Here is a 17,542-nt window from a genome sequence, read left to right as displayed (position 1 = left end):
AGGAGAAGCACCTACCGCAACGTCAGAGTCGCGACCGCCCCGCCGTCCTCCGCGTTGGAGAAGGAAAGCCGCGCCCCCAGCACCTCCGCCTGCCCCACGGCGATGGTCAGCCCCAGCCCGTGTCCCCGGGCCCCGCCCTCCGTACGGAACCGCTGCGGCCCGTGCGAGACGAGGTACTCCGGAAACCCGTCCCCGTGGTCCCGAACGGTCACCACCGCCCCGTCGACCGTCACCGACACCGGCCCCCGGCCGTGCCGGTGCGCGTTGGCCACCAGATTGCCCAGCACCCGCTCCAGCCGCCGCCGGTCCGTCTCCACGGCCAGATCCCGTACGACGACGACCTCGGTGTCGGTCCCGGACGCCCGCACCACCCGCTCGGCCACCGCGGCCAGGCGTTCGGTGTCCAGCTCCACCGTCTCCCGGCCCGTGTCCAGCCGGGAGATCTCCAGCAGGTCCTCCGTCAGCGTCCGCAGCGCGGCCACCCGGTCCCGCACCAGTTCGGTCGGCCGTCCCGGCGGCAACAACTCGGCCGCCGCGTGCAGCCCCGTCAACGGCGTCCGCAACTCGTGCGCCACATCCGCGGTGAACCGCTGCTCGCTCAGCAGCTTCCCCTGCAGCGACCCCGCCATGGTGTCCAGCGCGGCGGCCACCGCGGCCACCTCGTCCTGCGGCCGCGTCGCATCCTTCGTACGGGGATCGTCGACCCGTGCGTCGAGGTCGCCCGCGCTGATCCGCCGGGCCACCCGGGCGGTCGTGTGCAGCCTTGTCGTCACCCGGGTGACCGCGAACGCCCCCACCAGCAGGGTCGCCGTGATCGCCAGCGCCGAGGACCACAGGATCGCCCGGTCAAGGCCCGCGATCGTCCGCGCGCCCTGCGAGTAGTCGACCTCCACGGCCAGCGCCCGGCTCCCGTCCACCGGTCCCGCCGCCCACATGGTGGGGCGGCCGCGGTGCTCGCCGACCATCGTGCCGCGGTGCCCGGCCACCGCCAGGGCCCGCAGTGACGCCGGCAGGTCCGGCGGATCCACGCCCGCGTCCCACTCCAGCATCTCCCCGGCCTCGTACGCCTCGGTCGCGTCCCGCAGCCGGCTCAGCGCCAGGTCACGGGCCTCGCCGACGGTCTGGTTCGTCACCGAGACATGCACGAGGACACCGAGCAGCGCGGCCAGCGCGCAGCACATCACGGCGATGAACACGGCGGCCTTCACGGCGAGCGTGCCGGACCAGCGGGGCAGCGCGAGTCTCATCGCGCGCTCGCGGACGGGCTGGACGGGGTCGAGGGGCTCGACGGGCTGGACGGGCTGGGCGCCGGGCCCGGCGCGTCCCCTAGGGCACGGCTGCCGGTGCGCAGCATCTCGTCGTGCGTGAGGAGCATCGACTTCTGCTGCGGGTCCCAGGTCCACTGGAGCCGGTACTCGTATCCGGCCACCTCGGACGGCGAACGGATGATCACAGACCGCCCGGCCAGCTCGACCCCGCTGACCGCGTCCTCCCAGTGCATGACCCGCACGAGCCGGTGCTTCTGCACGGTGTAGACGCGTACCGCGGTGACATGGCCGGGCAGCTGCCGGAAACCCAGGGTCAGGTCCTCGTGCCCGTCACCGGTCAGGTCGCGGTAGTACGGCCGCAGGACCGGGCACCTCTCGCCGGCCGCCCCGGACTTCCCGCAGTCGGCCATCCGGCGGGCCGTCTCGACGTACCCCCCTTTGGCGTAGGTGCCGGGATCCTCCTTGATCTCGGCGCGCACGAGGGCGACCGGATCCACCGCGCGGATGTCGTCACCGGGCACGGAGACACCCGCCACGACCTCCGAGTCCACCTCGCCGATCTCGAAGGCCGGACTGGAGGCGGGCGTCAGCCGCGGCCACAGCCGGTCGGGGCTGATCGCGGTCGGCGTCGAGCCCGCGCCCACCAGGCCGCCCGCGTCGCCACAGCCCGCCGCCGCCGAGAGCAGCAAGGCGACGGCGACTACGGCGCGGGCCGTACGCGGGGCGCGGCGGGCGGGTGGCACTGTGCTCCTGGGGTCGGGGCCGTTCGGGGTGTCGGCCCCGTACACATTATTCGTACGGAAGTCCTTTTTGCCGTCCGGTGGGTCCGGGCGGTGCTACTCGGTCAGCTCCTCCAGCAGCCGGGCCGTGGACAGGCCGGCCCGCAGGTACTCGACGAACAGCTCGTTGTGCAGCGCCCACGGCGAGCGCCGGCCCCGGATCAGCCGGATCGCCGCGTCGGCCGTGTACCCCCTGCGGACCAGGGCGTGCGCGACGACCAGGCCCGAGCGGTTGTAGCCGTGGTAGCAGCGGACGAGGACCTTGCGGCCCTCGTCCAGTGCGTCGCTCGCGGCCTGTGACAGGCGCATCACGCCCGCGAGCTGCGTCCCGTCCAGCGGGCCGTCCGGAATCGGCCACACATGGTGCTCGACGCCGGGATCGGGACCGTGGCCCGGCAGCCTGAGCAGCGTCTGCACGACCTCGAACTCGTCCCGTACGACGGCGAACTCCCGTTGCCCGGAAAGGCCCCGGAACTCGTGTCCGCCCATCCACAGCCCGGGCACGATCTCGTCCCACGCCCGGTCCGGAGCCGGTACCTCGGGTTGCTTCCTGCGGGTCCGCAACAGCGCCTCCCCAAGCCCCTGCGCCAAGCCCTGCAACTCCTTGCAACTCACCCCAAAGGTATCCGGCTTCTTGCCTGCGCAGCACCCCGCCTGTTCCCATGGACCATGGGGTGATGGTGCATGAGCGGACTGCGCGTGGTGCCGACCTGGCGCCAAGGTCAGGAGCGGCTGTACGTCTGCCTCTCGGACGGCAGGAACATCGCCTGGTACGACCGTGAGGCGGCTCGGGTCAATCTGCTGAGCGAGGACCGCAGAGAGGACGTGCTCGATGTCCTCGGGCCCTTCCTGACCGGCCGGGTGGCCGTGGGCCCACCTCCGGTGCCGACGCCCGCCGAACTGGCCCGGCTCTCCCTCCACCCGGACGACGACCTCGCGCCCAACCGGCCCGGCGAGGCCCTCCAGGTCGCCCTGGACCGGGACCCCGGACCCGCGCACCGGATCCGCCGCGATCCGCGTCGGCGCGCGCTGGAGGCCGAGCAGATCGTGGGCGAGGCGCTGGACCGCCTCGACGGCGCGGGCTGGCACACCCTGCACTCCGTCCCGCTCCCCGGCGGCGACCGGGTCCACCATCTGGCGATCGGACCCGCCGGACTGTTCGCCGTGCACACGCTGTACGCCCGCAAGCAGCGGGTCACGATCGCCGACCCGATGGTCGCCCTCGGCCGCCGCGACCCCCAGCCGCTGCTGCGCCGCGTCCGCGCCGACGCCGACCGCGCCTCCTACGCCCTGACGGCCGAGGTCCACCCGGTCCTCGCCCTCGTCGGCCCCTCCGGCATCTCCGTCACCCTCCCGCCCCGCGAGGTCCGCGTCCTCAGCGACACGGAACTGCAAGGCCTCACCCGCCTCGGCGGCGTCCTCAAACCGGCGGACGTGGAGGCCCTGCACGCGATGGCGAGGGACCGGCACACGTGGGGAAAGGTCTGAACACCGTCCACCACGGCTCACTCGGGGGCGCGAGGGCGGCAGGTCCTGAATACCGTCCGGAGCGCCCCACCAGGGGCGCGGGGCTGTATCGATGTGCGGCTCCGCCGCGCGGGCGCGACAAGCCCCCACCGGCCCGCAGCCGCCCGACAACCTGAACACCCTCCACCCCGGCTCACCCGGGGGCGCGGGTGGGAAAGGTCCTGAACACCGTCCGCCGCAGCCCGCACAGGGGCGCGGGGAACTGCGCGACAAGCCCCCACCGAGCCGCAGCCGACCGACAACCTGACCCGGCACCCCCATCGCGTCCTCACGGCAACGGTGACGCCCGTTCCGCATCCAGCAACGGGGCCAGCAGATCACCGTGGTCCTGCAGCCGAGGCCCCATGTCCCCGGCCTCGAAGGCCAGCCGACCGGGAACAGTGCACTCCTCGACCTCCGTCCAGGTCACCGGCGCCGACACCAGGGGACGGGCCCGGGCCCGCAGCGTGTACGGCGTAGCCGTCGTCTTGCGGGCGGCGTTCTGACTCCAGTCCACGAACACCTTCCCGGGGCGCAGACTGCGCGTCATCCGGTGCAGTGCCAGCCGCGGCATCGCCCGCTCCGCCTCCACGGCGAGCTGCTTGGCGTACTCCGACACCTGGTCGGACGACGCCCCCCGCACCGCCGCCAGCAGATGCAGTCCCTTCGAGCCGGCGGTCTTCGGGTACGCCTCGATCCCGTCCGCGGCCAGCCGCTCCCTGAGCCACAGGGCGACCTCGCAGCACTCGACGATCGTCGCGGGGGCGCCCGGGTCGAGGTCGAGGACGAGCCGGTCGGCCTCCTCGGGGGCGTCGACCAGCCACTGGTGGGTGTGGAACTCGGTCACCAGGTTGGCGGCCCACATCAGGCTCGCCAGGTCCTGGACCAGGACCATCCGGGCCGGGCCCTCCGAGCGGGGGACCTCGGCCCTGGTGACCCAGTCGGGCGTACCCGGGGGGACGTTCTTGGTGAAGAAGACCTGGCCGTCGGGGCCGTCCGGGTAGCGCAGGAAGGAGACGGCACGGTCCCGCAGATGGGGGAGGAGGGCATCGGCGGCGGTTGCGTAGTAGTGCAGCACCTCGCCCTTGGTGAAGCCGGTGGCCGGATACAGCACCTTCTCCAGATTGCTGAGCGCCAGCCGTCGCCCCTCCACCTCTGTGATCGGCGTCATACGATGAGAATCTCACGCATATCTGGCAAGACGGCATAAAACGGTGCAATACCGCAGAAAGGGTTCCGCTGGTGAGATCCATATGGAACGGCGCCATCTCGTTCGGCCTGGTCAGCATTCCGATCAAGCTGGTGAACGCCACCGAGAGCCACTCGATCTCCTTCCGTCAGATCCACACCGAGGACGGTGGCCGCATCCGCTACCGCAAGGTCTGCGAACTGGAGGACCGCGAAGTCACCCAGTCGGAGATCGGCAAGGGCTACGAGGACGCGGACGGCACGATCATCCCGATCACCGACGAGGACCTGTCCCATCTGCCGCTCCCGACGGCGAGGACGATCGAGATCGTGGCCTTCGTGCCGGGCGACCGGATCGACCCGCTCCAGATGGACGCCGCGTACTACCTCCAGGCGGGCGGCGCCCCCGCCGCCAAGCCGTACACCCTGCTCAGGGAGGCGCTGAAGCGCAGCAACAAGGTGGCCATCGCCAAGTACGCGCTGCGCGGCCGTGAACGCCTCGGCATGCTCCGCGTGGTCGAGGACGCCATCGCCCTGCACGGGCTGCTGTGGCCGGACGAGGTCCGCGCGCCCGAGGGACTCGCCCCCGACACCAAGGTCACCGTCAGCGACAAGGAACTCGACCTCGCCGACGCCCTCATGGACACCCTCGGCGAGATCGACCTCGACGAACTCCACGACGAGTACCGCGAGGCCCTGGAGGAGGTCGTCGCCGCGAAGGCCGCCGGCGAGGCCCCGCCGGAGGCCCCCGAACCGGCCCGCAGCGGCAAGGTCCTCGACCTCATGGCGGCGCTGGAGAAGAGCGTGCGGGAGGCGAAGGAGTCGCGGGGCGAGGAGCCCGGGGAGGTCAGGCGGCTGCCGCAGCGCAAGTCGGCACGGGCGGCGCCGAAGCAGACGGGCGGCAAGAAGTCCACGGCGGCCACGAAGAAGACCGCGGCCGCCAAGAAGACGGCGAAGTCGTCACAGTCGTCACAACAGTCGTCACAGGGGACGAAGAAGACCGCGGCGGCCAAGAAGGCCACGACCACGAAGAAGACGGCGGCCAAGAAGACCACCGCCCGCAAACGGACCGCGTGACCTGCGCACTGCCGAGGGCACCGCGCAGGTCGCTCGGTCTTCCGGTTTACGGCGAGGTCAGTCGACGACCTTCGCGGACTCGATGATCACTGGCTGCGTCGGCACGTCACCGTGACCGCGGCTGCTGCCGGTCCGCACGCCCTTGATCTGGTCGACGACGTCCTGGCCCTCGGCGACCCTGCCGAACACGGTGTAACCCCAGCCGTTCGGGGTCTTCGCCGTGAAGTTGAGGAACTCGTTGTCCGAGACGTTGACGAAGAACTGCGCGGTCGCCGAGTGCGGGTCGCTGGTGCGCGCCATCGCCACGGTGTACGCGGTGTTCTTCAGACCGTTGTCGGCCTCGTTCGGGACCGGCGCGAGCGTGGGCTTCTGCACCATGTCCGCGGTGAAGCCACCGCCCTGGACCATGAAGCCGTCGATCACCCGGTGGAAGATCGTGCCGTCGTAGTGCCCGTTGCCGACGTACTTCAGGAAGTTCTCGACGGTCTTGGGCGCCTCGGCGTCGGCGAGCTCGAGGACGATACGGCCGAAATTAGTGGTCAGCTCGACCCTGGACATGGGAATCGTCCCTTTCTGGTGGGGCATGACCGAAGCATCTTGTCACACGGCTGTGCGGGTACCGGGGGCGTTCCCCGTCTCCCGGCCCCGCCGGCCGTCACGGCGCGGGCGAGGACAGGGGGGCGTCGCCCGTGGAGATCCCGGAGGTGACGGGCCCCGGTGTGGGCACGACCGACGGTCCGGAGGGGGCGGCCGACGGCGACACCGGGCCGGTGCCGGTAGGCGGGGGACTGCCCGCCGGGGCCAGCGGCACCGAGGAGCGGCCCGCGACGGCCCCGAGCCCCCGCCCCGGCGAAGCCCACCACCGCACCGAGCCCGGTCCCGTCGGTCGCCGAGCGGTCGTCGAAGTAGGCCGGGGGGAGACGCGCCGCCTGGGGGCGCACGAATGGCCGTTCCCCTGTGGGGCGTGCCGTTGGCCGGCCTGGGGAGCCGACTTCCTTGGCGGGCCGGGGGCGGTCGCTCCCCGCGGGCACCGCGAGGCCGTCGAAGTAACGCGGCCGGATGCGCCCCGCACGGGACGGCGTCCGAGCCACCGTCCCGTCGTACGGCCAACTTCCCTCAGGCACGCACCGGTTGGACCCTCTCCCGGTGGGCCGCCTCCCGCCGGAAGGCCCACCGCATCTCCGGTTCCACCACACACCGCAGGGCGCGCCGGACCGGTGGGGTGCACAGGGCGGTCACGACGCCGGCGGCGAGGAGGGCGACCGCGCCCACGCCGAGCGGTCCGTGGACCCAGGCGGGCCCGTACCAGCCCCAGAACCGGGCGCCCTGGACGAGGAAGCCATGCAGGAGGTAGCCGTAGAGCGTGCCCGCGCCCAGCACGGTGAACCAGGTGCGCCGCCCGGGGACGAGCGCGAGGAAACACCCGACCAGGACGAGCGAGCATCCGAAGGCGACCAGTGTCATCACCGGCCCCGACCAGGCGGGCGCGCCCAACTCCTGGGCGCTGTCCCGGTGGTAGAGCCACGCCGCGCTCATCCGCGGCACCACCCAGTAGGCCGCCACGAGCGCGACGGCGAACACCGGCCCGGCGACCAGCCGTACCGCCCGCAGACGGACCAGCCGGAAGTGCTCGGGCCTGAGCGACAGACCCAGCACGAAGTAGGGCAGGAACTGGAGGACCCGCTGCAGGTCGAGGTCGTCACCGATCGAGGGCGTGACCGTCGCGAGCATCGCCACGACGAGGGCGACCGGCACCGGATGACGTACCCGCTTCCACAACGGGGTGCTCAGCCGCCACACGAACAACGCCACCAGGAACCACGTCAGGTACAGCGGGTCCAGCAGACTCACCGGCCGGTCCGGCACCTGGTCCGTCCACCGCGTGAAGAAGGTGTACGCCGTCTCGAACACGACATACGGCACGACGAGCCCGGTCACCAGCCGCCGCAACCGCCCCGGACTCGCGTCGAAGTTCCGCGAGAAGTAGCCGGAGACGACGATGAACGCCGGCATGTGAAAGGCGTACACGACCAGGTACAGCGCGGACACCGCCCGGCTCCCGTCCCGCAACGGCTCCCACGCATGCCCCACGGCGACCAGCACGATCGCCAGGTACTTGGCGTTGTCGAAGAAGGCGTCGCGCCCCGGGGGAGGCTGCGCTGCGGGTCTCTCCCGAGGGGCCACGGTGACAAGTCGCTCGTGCATCCCGGGCGCCTCACCACTCCACAGTCGCCCCAAACTCCGTACATGTGTGCTGGCTGTACTCCAGCTACCTCAGCTCGCGGGGTGAGGGTGCCGGCGAGGGCCAGGGCGATAGCGCGGGCGGCGGCGAGCCGCGCGTAGGTGTTCCCCGCACCGCAGGTGCGCGAGGACGAGCATGGCCTGACGGCCGGCCAGGCAGCCGTCGCCCCCACCGGGTCCCGATCTCTCGCCGCCGGGCTCGCTGCCTCAGCTCATCGGATAGCCGATCTCCGCCATGTCCTCTGCGAGACCCGCCAGAGCGATTTCTGAGTTCAACGCGCTGACCACCTCTTCGGTCAGAGGACGCGAGGAGAAGACGTGACGCACGGCCTCCAGGTCGACGGGGACTTCGTAGTAGTCCTCGGCCCACCGCTGGAACGCCTCCGGTGAGCGATCGATGAGAAGTTGGAAGAGGTACCCGGCGCCGTCCGGATCGTCCGTAGCCCGGTCAGGGAAGTCGATCGTCCCCGTCTTCCAGGCGCCGTCTCCCGTCTCTCGCCATATGCACGCAGTGACGACAGGCATTCCGTCCTCATCCGAGAACGCGGGCTCCTCGACGCACGGCCGGAAGACATCCGGTACTTCGTCGAGCACTCCGGGCCACGGCCCGTCCTCTGCAAAGGGGCTCATGGGCGATTCGTGATCGAATCCACGGATGTAGGTACCGGCGGCCGAGAAGACGATGGAGTACTCGTCACCCGCTCCGTTACGCATCGAGGCCATCGATTCCTTCTCGGACCAGTGGTCGTTGAAGGAGTGGTACCGGTAGGCCCACTCAGGGCTCAGGACTGCCTCCACAGCGGCCATGGAACGGCAATGCTCACGGAGGACGGCTATCTCGGGCAACTGCCGAGCAACGTCTTGAACGGTCACCCACTCATCCAAGCGCACGCCTCTGACACCGCAGGTTCGTGCCCGGCAAGCGGCTGCATGACCAGACCGACCGCCGCGAGCGTGACTCACCCGCGGCGATGCCCCAACATCCCGTCCCCGCCTCGTCCACAGACGCCGACATACGGCCGCTCCAGGCTGCATCCGCCCGCACAAACGCGAAGACCCCGACCTCAGCGTTTCCGCTGGTGACGGGGTCTTCGGGCACCCAATTCAAGGTGCCCCCGGCAGGATTCGAACCTGCGCACACGGCTCCGGAGTGATTGCGCCGATAGTGTGAGAAGTGCTGTCTGACCTGCGCGGGAGTTGATCGAGGGTGCCGACGCGGCCAGCACTGTGTCGGAGGTGTGTCGCGCGGACTGTGGGACCGTCGGTGAAGCACCCCGATCTCGTGCCAGATGGTGGCAGCACGTGCGGTGCCGGACGCCGGCGGAGGGTTGGTACACCCACCGTCGTGGCTGACTGCTGTCGGGGGCTGAGGCGACAAACGGGGCTCAGGCGCGCGTGGCTCGCTGTACCCCCACCGGCATCAGCCACGCTATCGGGTCATGGGGCAAGTAGCGCTGGCCGGGCCGTGGACGGATTGATCGCTGACCTGGGCGAACAGTCGGGGTGTGACCTTGTCTGCCTTGACTGCTCTCAACATCGTTAGCCGCCGTTACCGGCATGAGCTGGCACGGTTGTGGTGCACTGCACTAGAGGCCAGGGGCTTCAAGGCTGTACTCTGTACTTGATCCGCGGGGCGCAAGCTCACCGGAGGGGTTGGCTCGGAGGCCTCCGATTCAACCCAGCTTCGCTCGGCGCTGGCAGTGATTAGGTGGCGCGACTACGTTGGTCGAGCCCCGAAGTTTACTTCGGTTGCGGTCCACTAGTACCACTGCTTACGAGCCGGGCTAAGTAAGAGCGCTCGACAATTTCAAATCTTATGTGAATGCCTCATCATAAAATTATGGTGAGGCATTTTTATATGCACCACCACGACTCAAGGCCAGACCCTTCTGCTCTTATTCTTGCCGCTTCCCTGACCGGGTCTGACATATCCATCAGGATAGATGTTGCAGTATGAGCCGCTTCCAGGAAGTTTCCAGACTTCATGGGTGGTAGTGATCCGCTCGTCCCCATTTCTTCGTGTTACATCCCAATGGTACCCCTTAGGTATCTCCACGCTGTTTACACGTAGCGCATCTCCTCCATGCATCGCTTTAGCCTTTGCCCACTCTCGGCGGCACCGATCAAGACGTGTTGAGCCTCCTCCGAAAAGAGAGCGGAAATCACGTAGCTGTGCTTCGTCCTCTAGGTGTTCCCACTCTTGCTCCGCGTCAAAAATGTGTAGGGGAAGCATGCGGGGATCGTGTACATCGGTTGCGCAATGGCTTGCTTTCAATTGTCCGAGTTCGTCAACGAATCTCGCACATTCAGCAGGCGATCGAAAAATTCGGAAATGAGCCTTGTACCGAACAAACCCCTCTAGGCTGATCAGCTGTTTTTTTCTCACGGGGACGCTGCTTGGGTCACGTCTGATGAAACATCCAATATTGGACATTGCGAGTACAGGGATGCGGTGAATCTGGGTATAGAGATCTCTGGCGTGCTCGATTCTAACTAGATTAAACGGCCTTCCGGAGTTGGGGCCACCCGCCACTTTTACCAACTCTGTGCGGCGGACGATAAATTCAGCGCCCTCAGTCTTGCATTTGGCCTCCATGATTTTTCGAATCTGGATCTGGTCTTGACTCTCGCGGCCTGTCGGTGGGGAAAAGAAGTAAACGGAAACCTGCTCGCCGACTTGGGGCTGCGCTGGTCCGCTCACAGTTCCCCCTGTCGTCTGAGGCCGAGTCGGAGTGCAGCCTCTCCGCCGCCGTACGCACGTAGCACAGCCGAAGGCGGCAGGCTGATCGTCTTAAGCTCGTCCTCCGTCATACTTCCAACGCAGCGCAAGATGAATTCTCGAAGTTGAGCAACCCCCCCGGGCGTAGTGCTACGGCTTAGGGTGCGTTGCTGCATCAGATCGTCTGGCACCGGGAGCGATTTATCGCGGAACCATTCCGCTAGAAGCTTCACAACATGATTGTTGAGATACTCATTCCATAGGCTCCTTGTGCGAAGCGGTAGGTTGTTTGTGGCTAGCCCCCTGGTGACCCAATTTTCGATTTGCTCGCTTTCTTGTTCATCGAGAAGAATCTTCTCGGCCAGTGATTCTTGGAAGTTGCGCCGCCATCGGTCCATTTCGTCACTAGAAATGGTCGGAATTTGAGGAAATGGATTATCTGTGCTGGGGGCAGTCGGGTGGATGGCGATCGCCTGTTTGCCGTCCCAGTGGTAATTGTTGCCTGAGCGGTAATCCATTACGGCGCGCCACAAGTCTGGGCGGATTCGTCCTCGACTTGCAATGGGGGTTTTCTTGTTATCGGTGAGTGATGTGTCAATGAGCCTGACTTTCGGCGGAATGGTGGAGCTGTCGAGAGCGAGCAGGTCTGGGTACGCCTTGACAAACGCGGCGATGTCACGTACGCCGTAATCGCTTTCTCTGAAAGCGCGGTTGGTGATGTCCAGAAGGCGATTTTTAAGGACGGCGGTGGTCATCTCCGTCCAGTTCGGTCGACCGCTTCTTCTGGCAGATTCGAAGGCTTGAGTGATTAGGTCTCTTCCGCTGTTCCTCACGTCTGTCGGATCCTCGATAGTGGGCTGCGCATCGGTCATGTGCAGGATTATCGCTCATGTACACACAAAAATCAGCTGCTCATGATGAGCGGCACGGATGCCGGCCGGGCTGGAGCGGGGCGGAGACAGGAGCGCAGGCCCGGCCGGGGGGCCGGTCCTGCGCGCTGGGAGCGGAGCGAACCGCCTTGATGAATGAGAAAAAGTTCTGCCGCGCCGTCTGCCAGGCAGTTCACCCCTACGAAACTCGGGCCAGAGTAGAACGGAAGTCGCCTCCGGCTCCCGCGCACCCAGTCAGAGGTCGGCTTCGCCCACTGGCTGTAACACCCGCGGGTGTTACAGCCGTCTGTGCCGGACAGTCCGGACAGTTGCGCTCTGAGCTGTCCGGACTGTTTGTGCAGGTGGCAGCCCTAACCGGACAGCCGGACAGCCCGGACACCTCGTGGCGCCCGCCCCCGCCCCGGACCCGGACAGTCTGTCCGGGTTCTCTGCTGTTCCGTGCCACACACTGACCGCGGCGGTAAGGGCCGACATCACCCACCCGTTCCCCGCCACGTCGGTACCGTGAGAGATGCCCCTACTCGGCAGCGGGAGGCAACACCCCATGCGTGGTCTCGGAGATCACCTCAGCATCGGCGAACGAATCGCGTTCTACCGGAAGCGCCGCGGACACACGCAAGAGGTGTTGGCCGGCCTGGTTGGTCGCAGCACTGATTGGCTTGCGAAGATCGAGACGGGCCGTCGGAAACCGCCGCGGATCGACATGCTCGCGGAGCTATCGCGCATCCTGCGTGTGCCCCTTGGGGACCTGCTCGGTCAGACCGTGCTCGTGGAGGACGAGAAGCAGCAGGACGACGTTCCCGCAGTACGTGATGCCCTCATGAGCCCGCGTCGGCTCTCGCGCTTGCTCTTCGGCCCGGAAGCCGAGGTGCAACTTCCGACACCCGCCCCTGTGGCCGTACGCGTGGAGCACGCGTGGAACGACTACCAGGGCGGACGACTCGGCAGCGTCATCGCCGCTCTTCCCGCGCTGCTTCAAACGGCCCAGGAGTTGGAAGAGCGAGCGACACGCCGCGGCGATGACCGTAGCGACTGCTGGGCGGTGTCCGCCCGTACGCATCACCTCGCTGCCACGACACTCGCGAAGATCGGCGAGGCGGATATCTCATGGCTTGCTGCCGAGCGCGCGATGCGAGCCGCTGACGAGTCGGACGACCCGCTCGTGTTGGCGTCCGCCGCGCGGTCCGGCACGCATGCTCTGCTCGCCAACGGACGCTATGACGACGCCCTCGAACTGGGCAACACCGCAGCCGCGTGGCTGTCGGCTCAGGTGACCGAGCACGACCCGGCCGCGCTCAGCCTGTTGGGAATGATCCACCTGCGCGCCGCCGTCGCGGCGGCACGCCATCAGGACCGGCCCACCGCAACGGCCCTGTTGGACCGAGCCGCGGAGCTCGCGGATGACCTCGGATCGGATGAGAACTACTGGCAGACCGGTTTCGGGCCGACGAACGTACTACTCCATCGCCTGTCCGTTGAGCTTGACCTCGAAAACGTCTCGTACGTTGTTGAGCACGGCCGGATCAACGTCGACCACATGCCGCAGGAACGCAGCGTCTCGCACCGCATCGACTTCGCACGTGCGCTGTCGCTTGCTGGACAGGGCGATGAGGCCTTTACCGAGCTGCGCACGGCTGAGCGCACGTCGCCGCAGCTCGTACGCAACAATCCGAGGGTGCGCGAGACGCTGCGGGACCTCGTCAAGCAGTCTCCTGTGACCGGCGGATCGCGTTCGTCCGACGTGTTCGTGATGGCGCAACGGTGCAGGGCGGTGCAGTGAATTCAGGCAAGCGCGGGGTGCTCGGAGTCGTCGGATCAGCAGCCGGGGGCGTCGAAGCGCTACGCACTGGTCTCGTTGAGCCCGCGATGGATCGCGGATGGCGGGTGGCTGTCACGCTCACGCCGACCGCGGGGCAGTGGTTGCGGATGAGCGGCGAGGCTGAGCGACTGGAGAAGCTGACCGGCCTACCCGTACGCGACGAATCGCGTCTCCCTGGTGAGTCTCGACCGCATCCGCCTGTTGACTGCTACGTGGTCGCTCCCGCGTCGGCCAACATGGTTGCCAAGCTCGCGATCGGCCTGATGGACAACCAGGCCTTGACTCAGGTTGGCGAGGCTATCGGCACCCTTGGACTGCCGGTGGTCGTCTTCCCCCGGGTGAACGCGGCGCACGCTCGCCACCCGGCGTGGCAGTCCCACATCGAGACCCTGCGGGCCGGGGGAGTGCACGTCGTCTACGGTCCGGACGTGTGGCCGCTGTACGAGCCGAGGGAAGCGCCGGCGGGGCGTGAACTCCCGTGGGCGGCAGTGTTGGACGCCGTGGATGAGGCAACCCGGTGACGAGTCGTCAACCCTCCTGACCTGCAAGGGAAGAGGACCCGGACAGTCTGTCCGGGTCCTCGTCTGTCTCCGGCCGCATGCTCATTGGCATGGCAGGGATCACTGAGCGAAGCAGCGAGTTGGGAGGCCTGACCCCCGCCGAACTCGCTGTGATCGAAGCGAGTTTGAGCGAGGCGCGCGTCAAGGTCGAACGACTGCTGAGGCGGGCGGACGAACTCACGGCGAGGGCGGAGGCTCGCTGCCCACGATCTGTTCAAGACGGTCTAGCCGCTCGCCGAACAGACGGAGAGCGTCATGGATCGAGCTGAGCTCCGCGGCCAGCGCGGTGAACGCGGGGCTACTGCCCGGCTCGGTGCCCAGTGGCACCGAAGGGTCACGAACGAACGTCCCGCGGCCCTGCTGGGTGAGAATCAACCCCTCGTCACGAAGCTGGCCGAACGCGCTCTGCACAGTCATGAGCTGCACGCCAAGTTCCTTGGCGAGCTGGCGAGCCGCAGGGAGCCGGTCACCCGGGTCGTACTCGCGGCTCGGGCCCGTGATCTTCTCGCGGAAGTTCGCAGCGATCTCCTTGGCCGTGGGCGTCTGCTTGGGCGCTTCTGGGCTCTGCTCCATGGGTTCGAGAGTAACCGGACCTAGGTCAATCTCTGCTCCTTCACTGAACCCTCTTGACAGTCAGATTGACCTAGGTCAATCTGAATTTACGTCCGAGTGCTGCGGGACTCCCCAGCAAGGTCGCCCGCCGCCGGGCTTCTCCCTGTCCCATCAACGCTGGAGAACGTCTATGCGCACGTACATCGGCCACCAACAGGCCGTATCTGCTGAGGACTTCGCGGAACTGGCTCTTGGTACCCCGGTTGAGCTGTGGCTCGGGGTCGAGGGCGAGAGCGACGAGGAGCGCGCCGCCCGTCTGGACGCGGCGCGCGACATCCTCGCCGACGACCCCGACCTTCCCGACGACCTGATCCGCATCGCCGCCCAGATCATCGAGGACAACCCGGACCTGTTCGACGTCACCCCGCTGGCCCGTCCCGCCCGCCGCCGCTCGGTACGCAAGGGGGTGGCGGCATGAGTGCCACGAACCACCTGCTCGCCGCCGCGCACGCGGAGGTGAAGGCGGAGATCGTGCGGACGGACACCAAGACGGGGCTGCTGCTCGCGTTCGTCGGTGCGGTGCTGGCCGGAGCCTGGACGGTCGCCAATGGGATGCCGTTGCCCCTTTCTTCGTATCTGGTGGGCGGTGGCGGCTTGGTCCTGCTGATCGCGGCTGCTGGACTGCTGCTCCGGTCGGTGCGCCCGAACCTGGGAGGCAGGCACGGTTTCCCGCTGTGGGCGACCCTCACCGCCGAAGAGATCGCGGCCAGCCTGTCGGCGGACCTCAGCGCGGACATCGCGGGCCTGTCCCGCATCGCTGTCGCCAAGTTCACCGGTCTGCGCCGTGCAGTCGACCTGACCTGCGCGGGCGGTGCCCTGCTCATCCTCGCGGCCCTGATCGCGGCGGGGGGTGCGCTGTGAGCACCGAGACCTTTCCCGCCGAGCGGCCGGCGGTTCCGCCGCTGACGAAGCCGGAAATGGGGCTTGCCGGAGTCGGCGCGCTTGCCGCGGCCGGGGTCGGTGCCCTGGGGCTGGTCGCCTCGTTCGACGCGGTGTCGGTCGCCGCGGCCCGCTGGGGCTTCGGTGAGCCGTGGATGCTGCCGGTCGGTATCGACGTGGCTATCCCGGTGTTCACCGTGGCCAACCTGCTGCTGATCCGGATGGACATGGCGCTCGCGTGGGTGCGGTTCGTGCCCTGGGCGCTGACGCTGATCACGTGCGGGCTGAACGTCGCAGCCGGGCACACGCTGTGGGCGAAGGTGGCTCACGGCACGATGCCGCTGCTGTGGGTGGTGTTCTCCGAGATCGGCGCGCACATCTACGCCGTACGGATCGGCGCGGCCACCGGCCGGCGGATGGAGAAGGTGCGGTTCTCCCGCTGGATGCTCGCCCCGCTGTCGACGTTCGCACTGTGGCGGCGCATGACGCTGTGGGAGATCACCTCCTACTCGGAGGCGCTGAAGCGAGAGCGAGAGCGGCAGTTGGCCCGCGCCCGGCTGCGGGAGAACCACGGCCGACGCTGGCGGTCGAAGACCCCGCGCCCGGAACGCGTGCTTCTGAAGCTTGGCGAGCTGGCCCCGGCGAGCGAGGACGTCCCGTCCGTGGCGCAGCAGGTTGTGGCGCCGGAGCCGGAGGGACCCAAGGCGCCGCGCAGGGGCCCGGCGAGTCCCAGGGGCAAGACCAAGACCAAGGCGTCGCGGACTCCGGCGGAACTGCTCGCCGAAGCGCGGGAAGCCACGGCTGAGTGGGCCGATGACGCGATCAACGCGGAAGCCGTCCGGACCACGCTGCACTGTTCGGCAGCCAACTCCCGTGTGCTGCGTGACCTGTTGCTGAACGAGCGGGCCGAGGGACGTCGTCTGCACTCCGTCGACGCTGACAGCGACGGTTCCGAGGGGGCGGCGGCATGAACACCTTCGTCACCGTGCTCGCCGCGGCGGCCCCCGTTGCCTCCGGCTGGACGGCCCACGTGCTGTGGCTGCGGCGCCGCCTGAACGTCGCCCGCCGCGACCCGCTCACCGGGCTGCGAACTCGCGAGGCGTTCACCCGCCGCGCTATGGCCCTGCTGCGGGACCCGCGGGCCATCGTCGTCCTCGCCGACGTCGACCGCTTCAAGCAGATCAACGACACCTTCGGACACGCCGCCGGAGACGCGCTACTGAAGGCGACTGCGGACCGGCTCTCCCACCACGTCGGACGCTCCGGAGTGGCCGGACGCCTCGGAGGCGATGAGTTCGCCGCTGTCCTCATCGACGACCACGGCACCGCCGCGGACATGCTCGCCGTGCTGCACGGCGTGCTCGCCCGCCCAGTCGACGGCCAGGACCCAGCCGTACACACGACCGTCTCGCTCGGCTGGACGCGCGCTGCCGACTTCCCCGGCGACGACCTGTCCGGTCTGCTGCGGCGGGCCGATGAGGCGATGTACGCGGCCAAGCAGGCACATGCCGGTAGCCACCGGGCGGGGCTGGGGCGGCTGTTCGCCACCGTCGCCGGGCGACGTGCCGGTCGCACCGGGGCCCGCACCGACGCACCGATTGTGGGGGTGGCTGCCTGATGGCCGGCTACGGCAAGTGCTTCGACCCCTCCGGCACCCGGTTCGGCGTCCCCACGTACCCATGGAAGTTCGCCCCCGACGGCTACGCCACCCGCCGTCAGCTGCGTGCGCGCGGCTTACGGCCCGGCGGTCAGCCGGTCGCCGCGCAGGTGATGCGCCGGCACCGCGGGCGCAAGGCAGGGGTGCAGGTCGCCTACCTCTACCGCATCGACCTGGCCAAGCCGGTACGGCCGATGACCTCCCGTAGGTGCGGGGCGCTCGCCCTGGCAATGCTCGCCCGCCGTACCTGCCCCCAGTGCCACGTGATCTACGACTACTGCCTCCCGACCTCGCTCGGGATGTGCATCGTCTGCGCCTACCCCGAGGAACAGCGCGTCGCCTGAACA

Annotated in this window: 18 protein-coding genes; 9 read left to right on the top strand and 9 right to left on the bottom strand. The window is 68.4% G+C overall.

Annotation, left to right across the window (positions count from 1 at the left end):
* Positions 1 to 11: 11 nt before the first annotated feature.
* The 3 genes from RKD20_RS14725 to RKD20_RS14715 all read right to left on the bottom strand — a co-directional run bounded on the left by RKD20_RS14725 (position 12) and on the right by RKD20_RS14715 (position 2,611).
* The gene (locus RKD20_RS14725) at positions 12 to 1,247 is read right to left on the bottom strand and encodes an ATP-binding protein (RefSeq protein ID WP_424878131.1); all 1,236 of its coding nucleotides are present in this window, start codon (positions 1,245 to 1,247) and stop codon (positions 12 to 14) included.
* Complete coding sequence (locus RKD20_RS14720; RefSeq protein ID WP_424878130.1) at positions 1,244 to 2,011, bottom strand: hypothetical protein; 768 nt, start codon at positions 2,009 to 2,011, stop codon at positions 1,244 to 1,246. Before RKD20_RS14720 ends, RKD20_RS14725 begins: the two co-directional genes overlap by 4 nt.
* Before the next feature lie 93 nt (positions 2,012 to 2,104).
* A complete protein-coding gene (locus RKD20_RS14715) occupies positions 2,105 to 2,611 on the bottom strand; it encodes a protein-tyrosine phosphatase family protein (protein ID WP_424883217.1) in 507 nt (168 codons plus the stop codon).
* A 120-nt stretch (positions 2,612 to 2,731) separates the two neighbouring features.
* On the opposite strand from RKD20_RS14715, the gene RKD20_RS14710 reads away from it, so the two are divergent.
* A complete protein-coding gene (locus tag RKD20_RS14710; RefSeq protein WP_424878129.1) occupies positions 2,732 to 3,535 on the top strand; it encodes a nuclease-related domain-containing protein in 804 nt (267 codons plus the stop codon).
* A 307-nt stretch (positions 3,536 to 3,842) separates the two neighbouring features.
* Here the strand turns inward: RKD20_RS14710 and ligD are convergent, their stop codons facing one another.
* A complete protein-coding gene (gene ligD, locus RKD20_RS14705) occupies positions 3,843 to 4,724 on the bottom strand; it encodes a non-homologous end-joining DNA ligase (RefSeq protein WP_424878128.1) in 882 nt (293 codons plus the stop codon).
* Positions 4,725 to 4,795: 71 nt separating this feature from the next.
* Here ligD and RKD20_RS14700 point away from each other — a divergent pair, with 71 nt between their 5' ends.
* Positions 4,796 to 5,818: a Ku protein gene (locus RKD20_RS14700; protein ID WP_424878127.1), complete on the top strand. Its 1,023-nt coding sequence runs from the start codon at positions 4,796 to 4,798 to the stop codon at positions 5,816 to 5,818.
* A gap of 57 nt (positions 5,819 to 5,875) precedes the next feature.
* Here the strand turns inward: RKD20_RS14700 and RKD20_RS14695 are convergent, their stop codons facing one another.
* The 4 genes from RKD20_RS14695 to RKD20_RS14680 all read right to left on the bottom strand — a co-directional run bounded on the left by RKD20_RS14695 (position 5,876) and on the right by RKD20_RS14680 (position 11,650).
* Complete coding sequence (locus RKD20_RS14695; RefSeq protein ID WP_424878126.1) at positions 5,876 to 6,376, bottom strand: peptidylprolyl isomerase; 501 nt, start codon at positions 6,374 to 6,376, stop codon at positions 5,876 to 5,878.
* 558 nt (positions 6,377 to 6,934) lie between these two features.
* Entirely contained in the window at positions 6,935 to 8,023 is a 1,089-nt protein-coding gene (locus tag RKD20_RS14690; RefSeq protein ID WP_424878125.1) for an acyltransferase family protein, read from the bottom strand.
* A 243-nt stretch (positions 8,024 to 8,266) separates the two neighbouring features.
* On the bottom strand, positions 8,267 to 8,932 hold the full coding sequence (locus tag RKD20_RS14685; RefSeq protein WP_424878124.1) for a hypothetical protein: 666 nt from the start codon (positions 8,930 to 8,932) through the stop codon (positions 8,267 to 8,269).
* Positions 8,933 to 10,756: 1,824 nt separating this feature from the next.
* The gene (locus RKD20_RS14680) at positions 10,757 to 11,650 is read right to left on the bottom strand and encodes a hypothetical protein (protein WP_424878123.1); all 894 of its coding nucleotides are present in this window, start codon (positions 11,648 to 11,650) and stop codon (positions 10,757 to 10,759) included.
* A gap of 562 nt (positions 11,651 to 12,212) precedes the next feature.
* On the opposite strand from RKD20_RS14680, the gene RKD20_RS14675 reads away from it, so the two are divergent.
* Together RKD20_RS14675 and RKD20_RS14670 are read left to right on the top strand one after the other, a co-directional pair.
* Positions 12,213 to 13,448, top strand: a complete 1,236-nt coding sequence (locus tag RKD20_RS14675; protein ID WP_424878122.1) for a helix-turn-helix domain-containing protein — start codon at positions 12,213 to 12,215, stop codon at positions 13,446 to 13,448.
* On the top strand, positions 13,430 to 14,008 hold the full coding sequence (locus RKD20_RS14670; protein ID WP_424878121.1) for a flavoprotein: 579 nt from the start codon (positions 13,430 to 13,432) through the stop codon (positions 14,006 to 14,008). Before RKD20_RS14675 ends, RKD20_RS14670 begins: the two co-directional genes overlap by 19 nt.
* A 216-nt stretch (positions 14,009 to 14,224) precedes the next feature.
* Here RKD20_RS14670 and RKD20_RS14665 read toward each other — a convergent pair whose 3' ends face one another.
* On the bottom strand, positions 14,225 to 14,620 hold the full coding sequence (locus tag RKD20_RS14665) for a GntR family transcriptional regulator (RefSeq protein ID WP_424878120.1): 396 nt from the start codon (positions 14,618 to 14,620) through the stop codon (positions 14,225 to 14,227).
* 169 nt (positions 14,621 to 14,789) lie between these two features.
* Between RKD20_RS14665 and RKD20_RS14660 the strand changes: the two genes are divergently transcribed.
* Genes RKD20_RS14660 through RKD20_RS14640 form a run of 5 tightly spaced genes read left to right on the top strand, consistent with a single transcriptional unit; the run spans position 14,790 to position 17,539 of the window.
* Positions 14,790 to 15,077: a hypothetical protein gene (locus tag RKD20_RS14660; protein ID WP_424878119.1), complete on the top strand. Its 288-nt coding sequence runs from the start codon at positions 14,790 to 14,792 to the stop codon at positions 15,075 to 15,077.
* The gene (locus tag RKD20_RS14655; protein ID WP_424878118.1) at positions 15,074 to 15,520 is read left to right on the top strand and encodes a Pycsar system effector family protein; all 447 of its coding nucleotides are present in this window, start codon (positions 15,074 to 15,076) and stop codon (positions 15,518 to 15,520) included. Before RKD20_RS14660 ends, RKD20_RS14655 begins: the two co-directional genes overlap by 4 nt.
* 56 nt (positions 15,521 to 15,576) lie before the next feature.
* On the top strand, positions 15,577 to 16,509 hold the full coding sequence (locus RKD20_RS14650; protein ID WP_424883216.1) for a DUF2637 domain-containing protein: 933 nt from the start codon (positions 15,577 to 15,579) through the stop codon (positions 16,507 to 16,509).
* The gene (locus tag RKD20_RS14645; protein WP_424878117.1) at positions 16,506 to 17,156 is read left to right on the top strand and encodes a GGDEF domain-containing protein; all 651 of its coding nucleotides are present in this window, start codon (positions 16,506 to 16,508) and stop codon (positions 17,154 to 17,156) included. Before RKD20_RS14650 ends, RKD20_RS14645 begins: the two co-directional genes overlap by 4 nt.
* Positions 17,156 to 17,539: an RRQRL motif-containing zinc-binding protein gene (locus tag RKD20_RS14640; protein ID WP_424878116.1), complete on the top strand. Its 384-nt coding sequence runs from the start codon at positions 17,156 to 17,158 to the stop codon at positions 17,537 to 17,539. The genes RKD20_RS14645 and RKD20_RS14640 overlap by 1 nt, the downstream gene beginning before the upstream one ends.
* Positions 17,540 to 17,542 lie beyond the last annotated feature (3 nt).

This window comes from Streptomyces sp. SLBN-8D4 (assembly GCF_049739545.1).
In the GTDB taxonomy this organism is placed as follows: Bacteria; Actinomycetota; Actinomycetes; order Streptomycetales; family Streptomycetaceae; genus Streptomyces; species Streptomyces canus_C.
Note: the sequence above shows the minus strand (reverse complement) of the source record. Positions and strands in the feature narration are given on the sequence as shown.